This window comes from Paraburkholderia sp. 22098 (assembly GCF_052045935.1).
Classification (GTDB): domain Bacteria; phylum Pseudomonadota; class Gammaproteobacteria; order Burkholderiales; family Burkholderiaceae; genus Paraburkholderia; species Paraburkholderia caledonica.
Map to the genome: position 1 here is coordinate 253,706 of NZ_JBQEPV010000010.1, position 20,176 is coordinate 273,881.

Below are 20,176 nucleotides of genomic sequence, written 5' to 3' on the forward strand. Positions count from 1 at the left end.
TTCGCTGCGCTTTTGCCAGATGTTGGCGAGAGTGTAGCCAATGGATTTAGCGTTTTGAATCGGAAATTATTTATCAACCCATCGAACAAAACGAATAAAGTCCTCAATGATCGGTAAAAACACCAGGTAGACGGGATTAATTGGCAGCCGCGCTTCTATTAGCGGGAACCCGGTGCTAACATCCGCCGCGTCGAGATTATGGATTTGCATTCGGGAGAACCATATGGATATGAGAGGCATGCCGCCGCGACGCATGGTGGTCGGTATTAGCGGCGCGTCGGGCGTCATTTACGGCGTGCGGCTGCTGCAGTTGCTGCGCAAACTGGAGATTGAAACGCACCTGGTGATGAGCCGCTCGGCGCAAGTCACGCTCGCGCACGAGTCGGACTACAGCGTCGCCGACATCCGCGCGATGGCCAGCGTCTGTCACTCGAACACCGACATCGGCGCGTCGATTTCGAGCGGCTCGTTTCCGACCATGGGCATGATCGTCGCGCCCTGTTCGATCAAGACGCTCTCGGAAATCGCCACCGGCGTGACGAGCGGCCTGCTCTCTCGCGCCGCCGACGTTACGCTGAAAGAGCGCCGCCGGCTCGTGCTGATGGTGCGCGAGACGCCGCTGCATCTCGGACATCTGCGCACCATGGCAGCCGTTACCGAAGCGGGCGCAATCGTCTACCCGCCGGTACCCGCCTTCTATGCCAACCCCGAGTCGCTGACCGACATGGTCGACCACACGCTTGGCCGCGTGCTCGACCTCTTTGGGCTCGACACGGCGACCGTGCAGCGCTGGGGCATGTGAGCCCGCCGCCACGCCGCGGTTACCTTTGAAGTTTCCTCACAATGGCCTTGAATTGCCTTTCAATTATCCATCGCGCTTCTACAACCGAGGGTTTTTCCCAACCCTTTCCCGATTATCAAAATTCAGTGATAAGCCATTCGGATTAATTTGCTTCTTTCGCATGACGCGCTGAATTAAAGTAATTCCCGATTTCACCGGGTTTACCACTGACAAATATTATCGATTGATTGATAAACAGGATCGATAAAAGCGCCCATTACGAAAGAGGTCGAATCGTCGAATGAAGATAGTTATTGCAGGCGCCGGTATCGGCGGATTGACGGCCGCTGCCGCGTTGTTGAAAAAAGGTTTCGATGTCACGGTCTTCGAGCAGGCGCAGGCGCTCAAGGAAATCGGAGCCGGCGTGCAACTGAGTCCGAACGCAACTCGCGTGCTCTATCAGCTCGGCGTGGGCGACGCGCTCCAGGGTCTCGCGTGCGAACCGCTCGGCAAGCGCGTTCGTCTTTGGAACACGGGGCAGACCTGGCGGCTGTTCGATCTGGGCGCCGAATCGCGGGAAACGTACGGTTACCCTTACTTCACGCTGCATCGTGCGGATCTGCATGAAAAACTCGCCGACGTAGTGCGCGCGATGAAGCCGGACGCGATCCGTCTCAACCATAAGGTGGAGAGCTTTTCGCAGCACAACGGCAAGGTGCTGGTGCAGGCCGTCAACGGCGAAACGTGCGAAGGCAATCTTCTGATCGGTGCGGACGGTGTCCATTCGCGTGTGCGGCACGCGCTCTTCGGTCCCGACGAGCCGGTGTTCTCGGGCGTGATGGCGTGGCGCGGCGTAATCGACGCAAACAGGCTTCCCGAGCATTTGCGTTCGCCGTATGGCGCGAACTGGGTCGGCCCGGGCGCGCACGTGATCCACTATCCGCTGCGCGGTAACGGCCTGATCAACTTCGTCGGCGCGATCGAGAAGTCGGGCTGGCAGGTCGAATCATGGTCCGAACGCGGCACGCTCGAAGAATGTCTCGCCGATTTCGAAGGTTGGCACGAAGACGTGCGCACGCTGATTTCCGCGATCGATATCCCTTACAAATGGGCGCTGATGGTGCGCGAGCCGATGACCCGCTGGAGCCACGGCCACGCCACACTGCTCGGCGATGCGTGCCACCCTACTCTGCCGTTTCTCGCGCAAGGCGCCGGCATGGCGATCGAGGACGGCTATCTGCTCGCGCGCTGCGTCGAACGCCATGCGCACGACGTGCCCCGTGCGCTGCAGCGCTATGAAGCGCTGCGGCTCGAACGCACCTCGAAGGTCGTGCGCGGATCGGCGGCCAACGCAACGCGCTTTCACAACCCGCAACTGGCCCATGCGGAAGGCGCCGCCGCCTACGTGGATCGGGAATGGAGCGAGGAACGCGTGAAAGAGCGCTACAACTGGCTGTTCGAATACAACGTCGACGCGGTCGAGGTCTGATTCGCACCGACCTCTCATTCGACGCTCCCCGTACGACCCAGCAATACAAGGAGACACTGTGTCCATCGCTCTTAACCCTGCGGCGCCGGTGCTAGGCCTGCATCACTTTGCATGGCGCTGCCGCGACGCGGAAGAAACGCGTCACTTCTATGAAGACATTCTGGGGCTGCCGCTCGTGCACGTGATCCGGCTCGACCGCGTGCCGAGCACCGGCGAATACTGCCCTTACGTGCACCTGTTCTTTGAAATGGCCGACGGTTCGAATATCGCGTTCTTCGATCTGGGTGACGCCACGGCCGCGCTTGCGTCGCCGAACACGCCCGCGTGGGTCAATCACATTGCGCTGCGCGTCGGAACACTCGGTCAACTCGAATCGATGAAAGCACGTCTGATCGGCAACGGCGTCGAAGTGCTCGGCGTCACGGATCATCACTTCGTGCGCTCGATCTACTTCTTCGACCCGAATGGCTTGCGAGTCGAATTGACGGTTCCCGTTGCGCCCGCCGAAGAACTCGCGGGTTATAAGAAGCAGGCCCGGCCGGCACTCGACGCGTGGACCGCAGAAAAAGGCAAAGCATCGGAGACACGCCCCGCATGAGCGCACTCAATTCCACGCACGATCCGGCGCGGCGCAGCTGGATCGAATCGGCGAACGCCGGTAACGCGGATTTCCCCATTCAGAACCTGCCGTTCGGCGCATTCATGCGCGACGGCGAAGCGCGCAGCGGCGTCGCAATTGGCGATCGCATCGTGGATCTGCGCGCGCTGCACGACATGGCGCTGCTCGACGGCGACGCGGCGCTTGCGTGCGCGGCGGCCCGCGACGGCACGCTGAACGCGTTGATGGCGCTCGACACCCGCCATGTGAGCGCCCTGCGCGCCGCGCTGTCGGCGCTGCTCCAATACGATGCGCCCGCACGTTCGCAGCTGGAGTCGTCAATCGACGCCGTGCTGCCACGCATGAGCGATGTGGAACTCACACTGCCCTGCACGATTGGCGATTACACGGACTTTCTGACGTCGCTCCATCACACCGAGCGGCATGGGCGCTACAAGGGTCTCGCCGACCCGCTTCCCCCTGCGTTCAAGTCGCTGCCGATCGCATACCATGGGCGCGCTTCATCGCTTCGCGTGAGTGGCGGCGCAGTGCGGCGTCCCCACGGTCAATATCGCGACGCGGAGGGCAACGTGTGCTTCGGCCCCGCGCCGATGCTGGATTTCGAACTCGAACTCGCTGCCGTGATCGGTCGCGGCAATGAACTCACACAAGCCGTTCCAATCGACCACGCTCGCGCACATATCTTTGGCTATTGTTTGCTCAACGACTGGTCGGCCAAAAGCATTCAATGGTTCGAGCAGGTGCTCGGGCCGTTCCTTGGAAAAAGCTTTCACTCGAGCATCTCGCCGTGGATCGTCACCGAGGAAGCGCTCGCACCGTTTCGCAAGGCAGCACCTCGGCGCGCGGCGACCGATCCTTCCATCCTTCCGCATCTGTTCGGCGAAGAAGACCAGCGAAACGGTGGTCTGAATCTGCAGCTTTTCGCCCATCTATCCACGGCTGCGATGCGGCGCGTGCACATCGATCCGGTGCGGATCACGCATACGCATCTCGACAATCTGTACTGGACGTTCGCGCAGATGGTCGCGCATCACACGAGCAACGGCTGCAATCTGCGCACGGGCGACCTGATCGGCAGCGGCACGATTTCCGGTGCGAGCGATGAATCGCGCGCGTGTCTGACCGAATTGACCAATGCCGGCAAGAATCCGCTGACGCTGCCAGGCGGCGAATCGCGCATCGCGCTCGAAGACGGCGACGAAGTCGTGCTGAGCGCGCGAGCGAGCGCGCCGGGCGCCGTGTCGATCGGCTTCGGCGAATGCCGTGGATATATCGCGCCCGCTTTGCCGTACCCGCCACCGTTCAATGCATCAGCGCACGGAGAGCAGTGAACCATGACGACCCTCAACGGCTTCTCGCAGTTCGGAAACGGTCCGCACAAGGTCTTCGTGTTGAACGGCTGGTTCGGCAGCTCTGCCGACTGGAGCGCGCTCACGCCGGCGCTCGATCCTGACCGCTTCACCTACGCGTTCTTCGACTATCGCGGCTACGGGCTTTCGCGCGACATTCAAGGCGCATTCACGTTCGACGAAGTGGCAAGCGATGTGCTCGCCCTCGCTGACCATCTCGACTGGCGGCGCTTCAGCCTGGTCGGCCATTCGATGGGCGGCATGGCGATGCAATGCGTGCTGCTTGCGGCACCGGAGCGCATCGTGAAAATGGCAGGCATATCGGCTGTGCCCGCATGCGGCTCGCGAATGGACGAAGCGCGTCTCGCGATGTTTTCCGCCGCAATCGACGACGTGGCGAAGCGCGCAGGCATCATTCACTTTTCGACGGGCAGCCGGCTTGCCGCGCGATGGAGCGCGCACCTCGCGCAGCAATCGCAGCGCGAGTCGCGGCGCGAAGCGTTCGCAGCGTATCTGCCGCATTGGGCAACGGGCGATTTCGCCGCGCAGGTGGCGGGCAAGCCGACGCCGGTCAAGCTCTTCGTAGGCGAACATGATCCGGCTATCACCGCGGATCTGACAACGGGCACGTGGCTGAAGTGGTATCCCAATGCCGCGATGGAAACGTTGCCCAATGCTGGGCACTATGCAATGTACGAAGTGCCGGTGGCGCTTGCCACCGCACTCGAAAACTGGCTCTCGAAGCCGTAACCGACCGCATCCAGCAGTCGGGCATGCGCGCGAGGACGACGCACATGCCGCAGGAGACACGATGTACGAAACCACTTATTTGCGCGCGGCATCGCTGGACGAGGCTGTCGGCTGGCTGCGCGAGCATGAAGAGGCGCGTCCGCTATCGGGCGGCATGACGCTCATTCCCACACTCAAGCAGCGCCTCGCCGCACCGTCGCACCTGGTCGATCTCACGCGGATCGACGCACTTCGCGGCATCGAAGTGCGCGGCGGCGTTTTGCGCATTGGCGCGCTGACGAAACACGCGGAAGTCGCGGCCTCCACGATCGTGCGCGGCGCGATTCCCGCGCTCGCGTATCTGGCGGGTGTCATCGCCGATCCGCAGGTACGCAACCGCGGCACGCTGGGCGGCTCGGTCGCGAACAACGATCCCGCCGCTGACTACCCCGCCGCCGTGCTCGGCCTGAACGCGCACGTCGTCACGTCGTCGCAACGCCGCATTGCGGCCGACGAATATTTCGTCGACACGTTCGAGACCGCGCTCGGCGCGGACGAACTCATTACCGCGATCGAGTTCGCGATTCCGGCGCGTGCGGCCTATGCGAAGTACCGGCATCCGGCGTCCGGCTATGCGGTGGCCGGCGTATTCATCGCCCAGTACGACGACGGGGTTCGCGTCGCGGTGACGGGCGCGGGCGCGTCGGTGTTCCGCTGGTTCGATGCGGAAAACGCATTGCACGACGATCTTTCGCATGCGGCGCTCGCGTCGCTGTGCATCGACCGCGATACGCTTCCCGACGACGACAATGCGTCGGCGGCGTATCGCGCCCATCTGATCGAAACCTATACCCGCCGCGCGTTGCACGCGCTGCTCGCACCGTAACGGCGCGCGCTCATCGAGGAGACAAAGAATGGAATTTACCGGATCGCAAACCATCGCCGCGTCGCGCGAACAGGTATGGCAAGGACTCAACGACGCATCCGTGCTGCAGGGCTGCGTGCCTGGATGCGAATCCTTCGAGGCAGAAAGCGAAGACCGCTTCATGGCGGTCGTGGTGGCTTCGGTCGGACCCGTGAAAGCGCGCTTCAAGGGCACGCTCGATCTGTCCGATCGCGACGCGCCGAACGGCTACCGGATCGTCGGCCAGGGCGAAGGCGGCATTGCCGGCTTCGGCAAGATGACGGCAACCGTGACGCTCGCCGACGCCGAAGACGGCACGCTGCTCACCTATGTGGCACAAGCGCAGGTCGGCGGCAAGCTTGCGCAGATCGGCTCGCGTCTTGTCTCCTCGGTGGCCAATAAACTCGCCGCTGAATTCTTCAAGCGCTTTAACGCGACGCTCACTGCAGCGAGCCAGAGCACCGCGCAATGAACCGCAAGAACGGGAAACACGGGTGAAACATGGTTGAAGTCCAATTGCGGGTAAACGGCGCGGACGTCACGCGCGACGTACCCGATAACACACTGCTCGTCGAGTTCCTGCGCGAGCATTTACGCCTCACGGGCACGCACGTCGGTTGCGATACGAGCCAGTGCGGCGCGTGCACGGTGCATCTCGACGGCCAGGCCGTCAAATCCTGCACCGTGCTCGCGGCGCAGGCGAGCGGAGGCCAGGTCGTCACGGTAGAAGGTCTCAATGCGAAGTGCGGCGGCAAGCTGCACCCGGTGCAGGATGCCTTCGTTCAATGCCACGGCTTGCAATGCGGCTTCTGCACGCCGGGCATGATCATGTCGAGCGCGTTCTATCTGCGCGAAGAGCCGGCGCTCGACGAGGCGAGCATCAGTCATGCGCTGGAGGGCAACATCTGCCGTTGCACGGGTTATGTGAACATTATCGAAGCGGTTCGTCATGCGGCGCGCGAAATGTACCCCGATGCACCGTTCGCGAAGACGGAGGCGCCCACGTCATGATCGGCAAACCGATACCTCGCGTCGAAGACCAGCGCTTCGTGACCGGCCGCGGCCAGTACACGGACGATATCCACGTCGACGGACAGTTGCACGCGGCCTTTTTGCGCTCGCCGCATGCACACGCCGTATTGCGTTCGATCGACATCGCCGCCGCGCGTGAAGCGCCCGGCGTTATTGCAGTGCTCGTCGGCCAGGATTATCTCGACGACGGCTTCCAGGGCGTGGATCATGTGCCGAACCCGGTCGATGCGGTCGACGCGACCAGGAAGGCCTTCCTCACGTCGCTAACGGGCTCCATTTTCAATCAGCCGCATATCCCGTTGCCGACAGATCGCGTGCGCTACGTGGGCGAGGCGATCGCCATGGTGATCGCACAGACGCCGCTGCAAGCACGCAACGCAACGGAGCTGATCGAGGTCGATTTCGAGGTGCTCGACGCGGTCGTCAACGGCGACGACGCGATGCAGCCCGATGCGCCGCAACTGTGGGACGGCGCGCACGGCAACCTGTGCTTCCAGACGCAGATCGGCGAGCGCGAAGCAGCGCGCAAGATCATCGCGGGAGCCGATCATGTGGTGCGCCGCGAGTTCCATCACAGCCGGCTCGTCAATTGCCAGATGGAGCCGCGCAGCGCAATAGGCGTTTATGACGCGGCAACCGACGCCTACACACTGATCTCAGGCAGCCAGGGCGCCGTCCGCCAGCAGCTTTGCCTCGCGCTCGCGCTGAAGGTGCCGCCCGCGCGCATGCGGGTTGTGTGCCCGGACACCGGCGGCGGCTTCGGGCCGCGCTCTTTCGTCTACGTCGAACAGCTGGCCGTCGTATGGGCCGCCCGACGCATCGGCCGGCCCGTGAAATGGACGAGCGATCGCAGCGAAGCGTTTCTCTCCGATTATCAGGGGCGCGATGCGATCATCCGCTCGACCATCGGCTTCTCGAAAGACGGCCGTATTCTCGCAATCGACAACGAGTGGATCGGCAACGTCGGCGCGCACACGGTCTCGTATGTGCCGATGTCCAACGGCACGCGCATCATGACGACCGTCTACGATGTGCCCGTGGCCGCCGTGCACGTGAGTGCGGTACTGACCAACACGGTGCCGACGGCGCCTTATCGCGGCGCGGGCCGTCCCGAGGCGACCCATGTGATCGAACGCATGCTCGACCTCGCCGCGGCGGAACTGCACATCGATCGCGCGGAGATTCGCCGCCGCAATCTCGTGCCGCGCGACAAGCTGCCCTACCGGAGCCCCATGGGCCTCACGTACGACAGCGGCGACTTTGGGCGCAACATGGCGCGCGCCCTGACGCTTGCCCAATGGGACACCTTCGAGGAGCGCCGGGCGCAGTCCCGCGCCAATGGGCGGTTGCGCGGCATCGGTCTCGCCAACTACATCGAGTCGCCGGTCGGTGCGCCACGCGAGCGTATCGAACTCACGGTGCGCGCGGACGGCAGTGTCGATATCGTTTCGGGCACTCAATCGACCGGTCAGGGCCACGAAACGACGTTTGCGCAGGTGATCTCGCATCACCTCGGGGTGCCGATGGAAGCCGTGAAGCTGCGCACGGGCGACACCGCGTTCGTGAGCGTGGGCGGCGGCAGCCACTCGGATCGCACCATGCGCCTCGGCGGCATGCTGCTTGTCGCTACGGCAAACCAGATCATCGCAACGGGCAAGCGCGTGGCCGCGGTGCTGTTCGACGTCGACCCGCAAAGCGTCGAATTCGCCGATGCGCAGTTCACGGCGCCGGCTAGCGGCCAGCAAGCGAGTCTGGCCGACATCGCGCTACACGTCTCGAAAGACGGACTGCCCGGCGATCCCTCCACGAAGACGCTGCACGCCCACGCGGAGGTCAGCACACGCGTGCCCGCGCATCCGACGGGCGCAGCCGTCTGCGAGCTCGAGATCGACCCGGACACCGGCATGGTGGAACTCGTGAACTACACATCGGTGGACGACGTGGGCCAGCCGATCAATCCATTGATCGTCGAAGGTCAGGTGCACGGCGGCCTCGCGCAAGGCATCGGCCAGGCGCTGTCCGAGGGTTTCTATATGGACCGCGAGACCGGACAGGTGTTGACCGGCTCTTACATGGACTACGGCATGCCGCGCGCCGGAGTGATTCCGCCGCTCAACGTCGAGTTGACGGAAGATCCGACGCACGGCAATCCGCTGCGCGTAAAAGGCGGCGGCGAAAGCGGCATCACGCCTGCCACGGCCACCATTTTCAACGCGCTGGCCGACGCGCTGCGCGAGTACGGCAACGACGAACTGGCGATGCCGGCCACGCCCAAGGTCGTCTGGGAATACATTCACCGCGCGCAAGGAGGCGCTCATGTCAACTGATTCCGTGACTATTCGCCGTCAGGGCGCGTTGCTCGAAGTGGTGCTCGACCGGCCGGAAAACGGCAACCTGATCGACCAGCCGATGAGCGATGCGATCATCGCCGCCATCACCGCGATCGACGACGACACGAAGCTCGTGCGCATTGTCACGAGTGGCAAGGACTTCTGCAAAGGACGTCAATCGCCGATGCCGCCGGCCGGCGCCAAGCCGTCCGCGGAAACGCTGCGCCGCGTGGTCGCCGCACCGCCGCTCGCGCTGTACGATGCGCTGAAGGCCGTGCGGGTGCCGGTGCTGTCCGTCGTGCGCGGCGAGGCGATCGGCGTGGGTTGCGCGCTCGCGGGAGTGTGTGACGTCGCGCTCGCCGCTGACGACGCGGTGTTCCAGATTCCGGAGATGGAACGCGATATTCCCCCGACGCTCGTCATGTCGGCACTGCTCGGACGCGTGCCGCTGAAGACGGTTGCGCATATGGTGCTGAGCCGCGCGCGGCTTACTGCTCATGAAGCCCTGATAGCGGGACTCGTGAGCCGCGTCGTTGCCGCCGCGTCGCTCGACGCCGAAGCGGATGCGCTCACTGAAATGCTGCTCGGTTGCAGTGCGGTCACGCTGCGCGCGGTCAAGCAGTTCCTGCACCTCGCTCCGGAGATGCCCGCCGCGGCTTCGAGCGGCTTTGCCGCTCATCTTGCAGCCACCGCGCTGTCAGCACGCTTCTGAGGGCCGCGCGCCGCCCTTTGCACAAGGACACTACATTGAGACCCAAGACCACCATTACTTCCACCGCGCAAGGCGCGCAATTGCCCGACCTGGAGCGTTTCCGGCTGCGGCGCTTTCTCGAATCGCTCGACGAGACCGAACTCGAGCGGCGCAACGAGCCTGTCGATCTCGCGGATATCGCCGGCATCATGGAAGGCAACCCGCGCGCCGTGTGGTTCGCGAAACCGGCGGGCGGCAACGTATCGCTCGCGGGCAGCGTGGCGGCTAGCCGCTCGCGCCTCGCTCGGGCATTCGACACGACGCCTGAGCAACTGCTCGAAGTCGTGCGCGAACGTCTGCGCACGAAAGGCAAGCTCGTCGAAGTGAGCCGCGAGCAGGCGCCCGTGCAACAGGTCGTGCTGACCGGCGACGATTGCGACTTCACCGCGCTCCCCGTGCATTTGCAGCACGATCTGGACGGCGCGCCGTATATCTCGGCGTCGATCGATTTCGCTGTCGACCCCGACACCGGCTGGACCAATGTCGGCATTCGCCGGCTGATGCTGCGGGGGCGGCGCATTGCCGGCGTTGATCTGGTGGCGCCGTCCGATTTGCGCGCGATCTCCATTGCGCATTCGAAGCGCGGCGAGCGCCTGCCGATCGCGTTCGCCGTGGGCTCGCATCCAATCGATCACGTCGGCGCGACGATGCGGATTCCCGCCGACGAACTCGAACTCGTTGCAGCGTTGCGCGGCGCCCCGATGGGTGTCGTCAAATGCGTCACCAACGACCTGCTCGTGCCTGCCGACGCGGAGTTCATCCTCGAAGGCTATCTCGACGAGCGCGGCCACGCGGAACCCGAAGGGCCCTATGGCGAATTCCTGGGCTATTACGGCGGCATCAAAACCAACCCTGTGTTTCATCTGACCGCGATCACGCACCGCAAGGACGCCGTGTTTCAGACGTGCACGATTGGAGGCCGCACGATGGCGCGCACCGACACGGCCCAACTGGCCGCGCTGCGCACGGAAGTGACCGTATGGCGCGCGCTCGAAACGGCTGTGCGCGAAATCAAGGCGGTGTATGCGAGCCCCGCAACGGGCGGCATGTTCAACGTGCGTATCGCGATGCTGCAGCGCGTGCCGGGCGAAGCGCGCAACGCTATCGCGGCCGTGTTCGCGTCGCTCGCCAACGTCAAACACGTGTTCGTGGCCGACCCCGACATCGATATCTTTTCCGACGAACAGATGGATTGGGCACTCGCCACACGCTTCCAGGCCGACCGCGACCTGGTGATGCATAGCGGCATGCGTGCGATGCCGCTCGACCCTTCCCTTGCCGGTGCGACGGTCACGGCGAAGCTCGGCTTCGACCTTACGCTGCCGCTGCTGCGTCCGGGCGAAGTGCGCGATCTGGAACATCGTGTGCCGACACCGCCCGCCCTCACCGGCGCGCGTTTCGACTCGCTGGAAGCCGCGCTCGAACACGGCCCCAAGCGATTCACGGAACTGATGTCGGCGGCAGGAACGCGCGACGGGCGCGAAGTGGTGCGCTGGCTCGAAGATACGGCCGCGCGCCGTGCCATTGTTCGCGACGACGAGGGACGATACGGATTTGCATGACAGGTAGCGTCAGATCCGCGTCACTCCGCACATGAGCCGCGATCGGGTGTTGTCCCGGTCGCGGACATCCGTGCACGGCGATAGAATCCAGGCAGCCCTCTCGTGCCCTGCCACCAAGGATCGTCGCAGATGAATCTGTCCCTGAAGCAACTCAAGGTGTTTCTTGGCGTCGCCAACGCGTCGAGCTTTACAAAGACCGCACAGAGCATGCACCTGAGTCAGGCAGCGCTGAGCGCGATCATCCGCGAACTGGAGACGCAACTCAATTGCCGGCTGTTCGAGCGCACCACGCGCACGGTCGCATTAACGGAAGCCGGCCGCTTGTTCTATCCGACGGCAATGAAAATCGTCGACACGCTCGAGAAGTCCGTTATCGAACTGAACGAGCTTGGCCGGCAGAAGAAGGCGTCGTTGCTGCTCGGCTGCACGCCGATGATCGCCGCGAGCCTCATGCCGCAAGTGCTTGCGCGTTTCGCCGAGACGAGTCCGCAAGCACAACTCGAACTGGTCGATCGACCTCCGGGCGAGCTTCTGAAGATGGTCGAGGAAGGCGATCTCGACGCGGCGTTCGGCATCTTCTTTTCGCAACTGTCGGGCATAGATCGCGTGCCTATCTTTCCGACGCGGCTCGTCGTCGTGTCGTCGACAATGGAAGGCGCGCACGGAATCGGCAAGGTGCCGCGCGACGGTGTGCAATGGCGCGCGCTCGAAGGGCTGCCGCTCATCACCTTGCCGAAGGACAACCCGCTGCAGCGGCTGATAGAAGCTTCGCTGTCGAAAGAAGAAGTCACCGCGGGACGGCGGACGGTCGTGGGTCACCTGCAGACCGCCGTCGCCATGGCTCACGAAGGACTTGGCGTCGCGATCATGCCGTCGTTCTGCGAACACATCTGCCGTCACTACGAGGTGCGCATCGACGTGATCCGGCCGGAAGTCGAATTTTCGTTCTATCGGATCACGCGCAGCGGCCGCGATACGCTGCCCGCGTTGGATCAGTTCACGCAGATGTTCGCGGCGGCGGCGCAGCTGAGTCCGTCCAACGCGGCGTCGAGAGCAAGGTAATCGCGTCGGCGTGTCCGACACCGCTTGGCCGCCTCGCCGTCCCGCACGTGGCGAAGCGGCATTGCCTCACAAGTACTCGACGTTGCCATCCACACTGATTGCCTGCCCCGTCACATTGCTGCCCGCCGGCGACGCGAGGAACAGTGCCATCGCCGCGATGTCGTCGACAGTCACCATGCGGCGCAGCGAGATCTTCTTCAGATACTCTTCGCGCATCGCGTTAAACGGGATTCCAAGGGCGTCGGCACGAGCGGAGATCACGCGGTCCATCCGTTCGCCTTCCACTACGCCGGGCAGAATCGCGTTGACGCGGACATTGCTCGGCCCGAGTTCCGCAGCGAGCGATTTGACGAGCCCCACGATCGCCCATTTCGTCGACGCGTATGGCGTTCGGAACGGATACCCAAGGCGTCCCGCAACAGAAGACATCGCGATGATGCTCGCGCAGTCCGATGTCTCCTTGAGTACCGGCACCGCCTTGCGCAGGAAATAGAACTGACTGTTCAGATTGGTGGAGACAGTGCTTTCCCATTGCGCGGGATCGAGTTCCTCCACGGCACCCGTAGGTCCCGCTATGCCGGCGTTATTGACCAGAACATCGAGTCCGCCGAGCTTGCGCCGCGCATCGTCGATGATCTGATCGACCTGTGCCTGCTTCGACACGTCGGCGATGCCCGCGTGCAGTTTGGGGAATCGCGACGTGGCCGCATCGATGGCGGGCTGGTTCACATCGCAGATATAAACCTCTGCTTGCGCCTCGATGAAGGCTTCGGCTATCGCCAGGCCAATTCCCGCAGCACCCGCTGATACGAATACCCGCAGCCCGGGCCTCGGCTTCAAAAGATCAATGATGCTCATGCTCGCGTCTCTCCGATGTTCTTGATATGGCTCGTTATGCGGCCCGTTGCGTGGCTTGTGAAGTGGTTAATAACGCTGCTCACAGCGTGAGTCCGCCGGTGGCTTCAATAACCGCGCCGTTGACATAGCTTGCTTCGTCGCTCGCGAGGAACGCGTAGATGCTGGCGATTTCCTCGGGCTTGCCGAGCCGGCGCAGCGGCACCTGGTCGCGCATCTTCGTCAACACATCTTCGGGGATCGTTTTGAGGATGGGCGTGTCGATGAAACCCGGCGCAACCGCATTAACGCGAATGCCTTTCGGACCCAGCTCGCGACTCCACGTCTTCGTGAAGCCGATCACGCCGAACTTGGCTGCGGCATAGTTCGTCTGTCCGTAGTTACCGTAGATGCCTACCACGGAACTCGCGTTCAGGATGACGCCCGAACCCTGTTCGATCATGGTATCGACAACGGCCTGTGCGGTATGGAAAACGCCACGAAGGTTCACGTCTATCACGTCGTCGAATTGCTGCAGCGTCATTTTTTGCAAACGGGCGTCGCGCGTGATGCCCGCGTTGTTCACCACCACATCGATGCGCCCATATGTGCCGCGCACTTTGGCGACCATTTCATCGACCTGCGTGCGATTGGTGACATCGACGGCAAATGCGTCGGCCTTCCCGCCCGCTTCGCGACACAGGTGCGCGACCGTCGCCACCGCATCGAGATTCATGTCGCACGCGATCACGACCGCCCCTTCGCGTGCGAACTTCAATGCCGTTGCCGCGCCGATCCCCTGCCCCGCGCCGGTAATGATCGCGACTTTTCCGTTCAGCTTCATCGTTGAATATCCTTACTGTAAAAGCCAGGCTCGAACATGCCCGCTATGGTTTCATCTGTGCAGCCGACCCCGACGACGCAAGCACACCGGCCTCGCTGCGCATTGCTCGCGCCAGCACAGGAACGAGTGCGAGACCGAGCACCCCGGCAATCAGGATCACCGTGAAACCGGCGTCGCTTCGACCGGAGGATGTTTCTGCAATACCGAACAGATACGGTCCCACGAAGCCGCCAATCAAACCGATCGTGTTGACGAACGCAAGGCCGGCGGCTGCCTGAATGCCTTGCAGACGCTTCATCGCGATCGCCCAGTACGAAGGCAGCACACCGCCCGCGAAGAACGCGGTCACCGTGAGCAGCGCAATGCGCGCGGCGGGATTCGTCACTGCAAGGTACGCACAAGCACCGAGGATAAGCCCTGCGGTCAGGATACCGAGAAACACACAGTCACGATCCGTGCGGCGGTGAATACGCGGAAGAACCAGCACGCCAAGCAGAAAGCCGAGACCGACGCTCGCCGAGAGAAAACCTACCACGAGCGACGAATCGACATGCATCTGATGAATGATGGCGGGCGTAAAGAAATAGAGTCCGACGAACGCGACCTGATTCAGAAAGTAGATGAGGCCGATCAGCACCGTCGTCGGCCGTTTCAGAGCGGCGATCCAGTTAGCGGACGAATAGTCGGCGCGGCCGTGCCCGTCGATCACCGCATGCGTCTCAAGCACATCGCGCTCGGCCGCCGAAAGCCATCGTGCGTCGCGCGGCCGTTCGGGCATCTTGAAGAACAATACGATGCCGACGATCACGCTCGGAATGCCTTCGAGCATGAACATCCATTGCCAGCCGTGCAGGCCGCCGAAGCCGTCGAGTTGCATCAGCGCGCCGCCCAGCGGATTGCCGAGCATGAGCGCGAGCGCCGGCGCAATGTAGATCCAGCCGACCACGACAGGCCTGTCGTGAGGTGCGAACCAGAGCGTCACCATATACATCAGCGCGGGGAAAAGGCCCGCTTCCGCAATGCCCAGCAGAACACGCAACACGTAGAACGAGGACGTTCCCTGCACGAACATCATCGCCGTCGACAGAATGCCCCACGTCACCGCGATGCGTGCGATCCAGCGGCGCGGCCCGACCTTGTGGGCCGCGAGGTTGCTCGGAACTTCGAGCAATGCATAGCCGAGAAAGAAAATGCCCGAGCCGAAACCATACGCGGCGGCGCTGATGCCCACATCCGCCGCAAGCTGAAGCTTCGCGAGCGCCACGTTGGTGCGATCGAGGAAGGACATGAAGTAGATGGCGCACATCAACGGGATGAGTCTGGCCATTGCTTTGCGCGTGGCGATGCGATGCAACTGTCCGACCCGCTGATCGGCGGAAGCGGTATCCATAACGTTGTCTCCAATATTTGAAATAGCTCTATTTTTTTGTTGTTGCGAGGCAAACCAGGACTCATCGGGTGATGAGTCCCGTAGCAGGTACAGAGCGGCTACAGATTGACCTGATCGGCGCCCTTGAGGCCCAGCATTTTTCGCGCGTCGGCGGGCGTGGCGATTTCCAGAGACAGTTCCTCCAGAATGCGCCGGATTTTGCGGACCTGTTGCGCGTTGGTCTCCGCCTTCACGCCCTTCGCGAGATACACACTGTCTTCCAGACCCACGCGCACATTGCCGCCCATGATCGCGCTCATGGTCACGAGCGGCATTTGATGCCGACCTGCGCCGAGCACCGAGAAGTGATAATTCTCGCGGCCGAACAGCCGGTCTGCCGTCGAACGCATCAGCAGCATGTTTTCAGGGTCGGCGCCCAGACCGCCCAGAATCCCGAACACCGATTGAATGAAGAACGGCGGTTTAACGAGGCCCTGATCGACGAAATGCGCAAGGTTATAGAGGTGGCCCACGTCGTAGCATTCGAATTCGAAGCGCGTGCCGCTTTCGCCCAGTTCCAGAAGAATGTTGCGGATGTCCCTGAAGGTGTTGCGGAAGATCATGTCTTCCATTCCTTCGATGTAGTCCTTCTCCCAGCCGTAGCGCCACGATGAAATTTTTGCGGCGACCGGATGGATCGAAAAGTTCATCGAGCCCATATTGAGCGAACACATTTCAGGTCTCGCCAGTCGAGGATACGCAAGACGTTCTTCGAGCGTCATACGCGTGCTGCCGCCTGTCGTGATGTTGATCACGGCGTCGGTCGCTTCGGCGATCGCGGGCACGAAGGCCTTGAAGATTTCCGGACTCGGTGTCGGGCGGCCGTCAACCGGATCGCGAGCGTGCAAGTGGATGATCGCGGCGCCCGCCTGCGCCGCTTCGATCGCCTGATCCCTGATTTGCTCCGGCGTGATCGGTAGAAATTCGGACATCGACGGGACATGCGTTGCCCCCGTGATGGCGCATGAAATGATGACCTTTCGGCTGGTGTCGCTCATTAAAATATCCTCGATTGCGGACATGATCCGGCGCACTGTCGTACCCGACCGGATCACGCGTCCACGTTGTCCCCATTGTCTGCAGATGCCGCGACCGCTGTGCGGGCGCATCGTCTTGTGTAGTCAATCTTATTTCGATACGATCGCAGTGGTAAGGTCATTTCCGGACATGGAGATGTCCCCCGAGGACAATTTGCGGAGCTTTCTTTGGCATCGACCCGCCCATTGCTTAACGAGCGTATTTACGCGCCGTACAAAATCGCCGCGCTGGTCGAAGTCCTCGCGGAGCAAGGCATTGCGGCCGAAACCAGTCTGAAGGGAAGCGGCCTGACAGTGGATCAGCTCAACGACGCGTCCGTGATGACCTCGGTGCGTCAATATGCAGTGGTGGCCCGCAACGCGGTGCTGCTCTCGCGCGACCCGGCGACGCCGTTCAAGGTCGGCTCGCGTCTGCACCTGTCGGCGTACGGCATGTACGGCTATGCGTTGATGTCGTGCCTGTCGTTGCGCGATTACTTCCGTCTCGGCGTGAAGTACCATCGCCTCGCAACACCCACGGTGACGATCGACTGGACGGAGTATCCGGACAAGGCTGTCTGGTCGTTTCCGGACGCGTTCGTTTCGAGCCCGTCGCGCGAACTGCGCGAGTTCATCATCGAGCAGCAGTTCACGCAGCATGTCACGCATCTGCAGGACGTCGCCGGCCATAGCTGTCCGCCGCTCAAGGCCTGTTTTTCGTACCCTGCTCCGCCGCATGCCGGTATCTATTCGCAGTACCTCGGCTGTCCGTGCTTTTTCGACGCGCCGCAATGCGAGCTCATCTACGACAGCGCGATTCTGAACCAGAAGCCGCAACTCGCGCACAAGCTCACGGCAACGCTGCTGCAGGAAACGTGCGATCGCCTGATCGGGCAGGCGAAGACCTCGGTGGGCACATCCGGCGAGGTGTACCAGATTCTGATGAGCACGCCCGGTGTTTTTCCAGGCATGGAGGAAGTGGCAACAAGGCTGAACCTTACGAGCCGGACCTTGCGGCGCCACCTTGAAACAGAGGGAACCTCGTTCGTGGCAATCGTCGACGATGTGCGCTGCTCGCTCGCTATCGAATATCTGCAGTCGACAAGAATGAGCACCGAAGATGTCGCAATGCTTCTAGGCTTCAGCGACGCTGCAAACTTTCGCCGCGCCTTGAAGCGGTGGACAGGAAAAGGGCCTGGCGAACTGCGGCGGTGAGCGCGTTTCCGTTGCCCGATGCCTGCGATTGAATGGCAGTACTGCGAACGACAGCGTGCTCTCCGAACGCAGATGCCGTTAGCGGAAACTCGCGCGACCTGGCGGCATGAAAAGGCTTTACCTTCAGATCCGCGCGTAAATCGAACTGCCGATTGTCAACGTCGTCGCATTGGTCGACGCGAAACGGATCTCGTAGAGGTCGCGCCCGAAATTGCCCGGCACCTTGACCGACATGCCACCGAGCGTGTCGCTCAACGGCACGAATAGCTGGTAGCGAAGGTCTTCGTTGCCGTACAGCACGTAGCCCGGAAGTTCGCTCAGTGTCGCGAAAAATCCCGGCGGATTGCCAAGAACGACGATCGGCACCGCGCTCGGCGAATCGTTGGTCAACGTCCATTGCGTACCGACGCGTTGCTGCCACGCGCTGTCGAGCGCCGCCAGCGGTGTCATTTGCTGACCGACCGGCAACGTCAGATAGGCATAGCCCGCGCCCGGCACGACGCGCTTCATCAGATAGCGATAGTTGAACGCATTTCCCCCGCTGTCGCTGCCCGACACGACTGCGAAGCGGTACGACGCCGTGTCGGTATCGCTTGCCCACCAACCGTCGCTGCGATACCGGTATGCGCCAATCTGCGCCCAGCCTCGCGTGTGGGCGTCCCACTGGTTGATCTGCAGACTACCGTCCGCGTTGGCAAGCACCTGATACGGCGAATCCGAATTGCCGTAAATGCCCGCGCCGCTCGCAATGCCCGGCCCCGATGCAACCGGCGGGGGCGTCGTACTGATCCTCGCCGGCAGCGACGAAATCGTGCCGTCTTCTTTCAACGCCGACAGCACCAGCGTTTCAGCAATCCCGCGAGCGTCGTATCCCGCATTGCCGGTCACCAGCAGCGCGAAACGCGAGTTGGGGACGACGAAAAATTCGGTCGAATAGAACGCAGTGCCGCCGTCTTTTTCCCAGCCGAGCACGCCTGCAGCGTTGAGCGCCGGCTGCACCACGGTGTCCCAGCCTAGACCCCAGCGCCATTCGGGCGATGGGTTGATCGTCAGGCTTTTCGTCTGGTCCGCGCCCATCTCCGCGATGCCCGCCGCGGAGACGATGCGCCGCCCTTCGAACACGCCGCCGCCGTAGATCATCTGCGCGAGGTTCATCATGTCGACGGGCGTGGAGCTTAGTCCTCCGGTCGCGTACGCATTGACGAATTCCTGGCGCTGCGTGCCGTTCACGTACGGCAGCGAGAACGATCCGCTGGAAGGCACGCTCGTCAGATAGCTGGAGTTCGTCATCTTGAGCGGCGCGAGAATCTCCGACTGGACGAAGTTCACGAAGCTCTGCCCCGTCACGGCGAGCACGACCTGCTCGACCATCGTGAAGCCGTCGTTGCAATACACGGCCAGTTCACCGGGCAAATGCTTCAGGTGCGAGTTGGCGAGTTCGGCTTGCGTGTCGGCGGCGTAGCCGGCAACCGGCTCGAACGTGAAGAGATTGCGCCCATTTGTGCCGGGCAGACCGGATGCATGCGACAGCAGATGACGCATGGTGATCTGCGCGTATTGCGGCGACAGCATCGTGAAGGCCGGCAGATATTTGACGATTGGCGTGTCGAGCGTGATCAGCCCACGATCGACGAGGATCGTCGCCGCCAGCGCCGGGAACAACTTACTGACCGAGCCGATGTTGAAGCGCGTCTGCGGCGTCGCCTTGATCTGCCCCGGCACCGATGCCAACCCGAAAGCCTGCTGCCAGACCACCGCGTTGCCTTTGACCATCGCGACTGAAATTGCGGCGACGCCATTCGACGGATCACTGACAGCCTGTTGGATCACCTGTTGACCAAGTGCAATGGTCTGCTGATAAGGCGTCGAATGAAGCTCGTCGTTGCCGCAGCCGGGCAGCACGGCCGCGAGCACCCCGGCGCCCGTGTAGCCGAGAAACTGCCGCCGCCCTTCGCTGGAAAGTCCCTCGTTATTGCGGTTGCATCTGGCCACGGCATTCCCCTTTGTTCAAGTTTTTCAGGACCTGCGACAAGTGTTTCTTCAACCGTGGCACCGCCAGCACAGCGAAGCCATTTCCTGCATCTTCGACACAATGCAAGGGCGTTTTTCGCGTACTGCACCCTGCCCCAATCATAGCGGCGCAATGAGAGCGCGAGTAGCAATGTGTCGAGATGCTGCGAGGCTTTGGCTCAAGAGTGCGCCTAACGAGTTGCAACACCTGGTCGGGGCA

The 20,176-nt window shown here is 62.4% G+C and carries 18 protein-coding genes; 13 read left to right on the forward strand and 5 right to left on the reverse strand.

Annotated elements, in window-relative coordinates; translation table 11 throughout:
- The first annotated feature begins 223 nt into the window (after positions 1 to 223).
- The 12 genes from ACTJLB_RS22265 to ACTJLB_RS22320 all read left to right on the forward strand — a co-directional run bounded on the left by ACTJLB_RS22265 (position 224) and on the right by ACTJLB_RS22320 (position 12,608).
- On the forward strand, positions 224 to 802 hold the full coding sequence (locus tag ACTJLB_RS22265; protein WP_087752197.1) for a UbiX family flavin prenyltransferase: 579 nt from the start codon (positions 224 to 226) through the stop codon (positions 800 to 802).
- Positions 803 to 1,082: 280 nt separating this feature from the next.
- Positions 1,083 to 2,270, forward strand: a complete 1,188-nt coding sequence (locus ACTJLB_RS22270) for an FAD-dependent monooxygenase (RefSeq protein ID WP_440784480.1) — start codon at positions 1,083 to 1,085, stop codon at positions 2,268 to 2,270.
- Positions 2,271 to 2,328: 58 nt separating this feature from the next.
- Positions 2,329 to 2,868 carry a VOC family protein gene (locus ACTJLB_RS22275; RefSeq protein ID WP_440784481.1) on the forward strand — a complete coding sequence of 180 codons (540 nt, stop codon included), beginning with the start codon at positions 2,329 to 2,331 and terminating at the stop codon, positions 2,866 to 2,868.
- Positions 2,865 to 4,220, forward strand: a complete 1,356-nt coding sequence (gene fahA / locus ACTJLB_RS22280; RefSeq protein ID WP_440784482.1) for a fumarylacetoacetase — start codon at positions 2,865 to 2,867, stop codon at positions 4,218 to 4,220. The genes ACTJLB_RS22275 and fahA overlap by 4 nt, the downstream gene beginning before the upstream one ends.
- A 3-nt stretch (positions 4,221 to 4,223) precedes the next feature.
- On the forward strand, positions 4,224 to 4,988 hold the full coding sequence (locus ACTJLB_RS22285; RefSeq protein ID WP_408484915.1) for an alpha/beta fold hydrolase: 765 nt from the start codon (positions 4,224 to 4,226) through the stop codon (positions 4,986 to 4,988).
- Positions 4,989 to 5,049: 61 nt separating this feature from the next.
- A complete protein-coding gene (locus ACTJLB_RS22290; protein ID WP_440784483.1) occupies positions 5,050 to 5,853 on the forward strand; it encodes an FAD binding domain-containing protein in 804 nt (267 codons plus the stop codon).
- A gap of 28 nt (positions 5,854 to 5,881) precedes the next feature.
- Positions 5,882 to 6,343 carry a CoxG family protein gene (locus ACTJLB_RS22295; RefSeq protein ID WP_087752202.1) on the forward strand — a complete coding sequence of 154 codons (462 nt, stop codon included), beginning with the start codon at positions 5,882 to 5,884 and terminating at the stop codon, positions 6,341 to 6,343.
- A gap of 29 nt (positions 6,344 to 6,372) precedes the next feature.
- Positions 6,373 to 6,882 carry a (2Fe-2S)-binding protein gene (locus ACTJLB_RS22300; protein WP_440784484.1) on the forward strand — a complete coding sequence of 170 codons (510 nt, stop codon included), beginning with the start codon at positions 6,373 to 6,375 and terminating at the stop codon, positions 6,880 to 6,882.
- Positions 6,879 to 9,230, forward strand: coding sequence for a xanthine dehydrogenase family protein molybdopterin-binding subunit (locus tag ACTJLB_RS22305; protein ID WP_440784485.1), 2,352 nt, complete (start codon positions 6,879 to 6,881; stop codon positions 9,228 to 9,230). The genes ACTJLB_RS22300 and ACTJLB_RS22305 overlap by 4 nt, the downstream gene beginning before the upstream one ends.
- Positions 9,220 to 9,945 (forward strand): enoyl-CoA hydratase/isomerase family protein, encoded by a 726-nt coding sequence (locus tag ACTJLB_RS22310; protein WP_440784486.1) that lies wholly within the window; start codon positions 9,220 to 9,222, stop codon positions 9,943 to 9,945. Before ACTJLB_RS22305 ends, ACTJLB_RS22310 begins: the two co-directional genes overlap by 11 nt.
- 35 nt (positions 9,946 to 9,980) lie before the next feature.
- Positions 9,981 to 11,546 (forward strand): UbiD family decarboxylase, encoded by a 1,566-nt coding sequence (locus tag ACTJLB_RS22315; RefSeq protein WP_440784487.1) that lies wholly within the window; start codon positions 9,981 to 9,983, stop codon positions 11,544 to 11,546.
- Positions 11,547 to 11,675: 129 nt separating this feature from the next.
- Positions 11,676 to 12,608 carry a LysR family transcriptional regulator gene (locus ACTJLB_RS22320; protein WP_087752207.1) on the forward strand — a complete coding sequence of 311 codons (933 nt, stop codon included), beginning with the start codon at positions 11,676 to 11,678 and terminating at the stop codon, positions 12,606 to 12,608.
- Between the two features lie 66 nt (positions 12,609 to 12,674).
- Here the strand turns inward: ACTJLB_RS22320 and ACTJLB_RS22325 are convergent, their stop codons facing one another.
- The 4 genes from ACTJLB_RS22325 to ACTJLB_RS22340 all read right to left on the reverse strand — a co-directional run bounded on the left by ACTJLB_RS22325 (position 12,675) and on the right by ACTJLB_RS22340 (position 16,713).
- Positions 12,675 to 13,466, reverse strand: coding sequence for an SDR family oxidoreductase (locus ACTJLB_RS22325; RefSeq protein WP_408484911.1), 792 nt, complete (start codon positions 13,464 to 13,466; stop codon positions 12,675 to 12,677).
- A gap of 79 nt (positions 13,467 to 13,545) precedes the next feature.
- Positions 13,546 to 14,286, reverse strand: coding sequence for a 3-oxoacyl-ACP reductase FabG (gene fabG / locus ACTJLB_RS22330; RefSeq protein WP_408164069.1), 741 nt, complete (start codon positions 14,284 to 14,286; stop codon positions 13,546 to 13,548).
- A 43-nt stretch (positions 14,287 to 14,329) separates the two neighbouring features.
- Positions 14,330 to 15,676: an MFS transporter gene (locus ACTJLB_RS22335; protein WP_020065660.1), complete on the reverse strand. Its 1,347-nt coding sequence runs from the start codon at positions 15,674 to 15,676 to the stop codon at positions 14,330 to 14,332.
- Positions 15,677 to 15,774: 98 nt separating this feature from the next.
- A complete protein-coding gene (locus ACTJLB_RS22340) occupies positions 15,775 to 16,713 on the reverse strand; it encodes a 3-keto-5-aminohexanoate cleavage protein (protein WP_020065659.1) in 939 nt (312 codons plus the stop codon).
- A gap of 207 nt (positions 16,714 to 16,920) precedes the next feature.
- On the opposite strand from ACTJLB_RS22340, the gene ACTJLB_RS22345 reads away from it, so the two are divergent.
- Entirely contained in the window at positions 16,921 to 17,946 is a 1,026-nt protein-coding gene (locus ACTJLB_RS22345; RefSeq protein WP_027804256.1) for an AraC family transcriptional regulator, read from the forward strand.
- A gap of 123 nt (positions 17,947 to 18,069) precedes the next feature.
- Here ACTJLB_RS22345 and ACTJLB_RS22350 read toward each other — a convergent pair whose 3' ends face one another.
- The gene (locus ACTJLB_RS22350) at positions 18,070 to 19,938 is read right to left on the reverse strand and encodes a serine hydrolase domain-containing protein (protein ID WP_440784488.1); all 1,869 of its coding nucleotides are present in this window, start codon (positions 19,936 to 19,938) and stop codon (positions 18,070 to 18,072) included.
- Between the last annotated feature and the right edge of the window lie 238 nt (positions 19,939 to 20,176).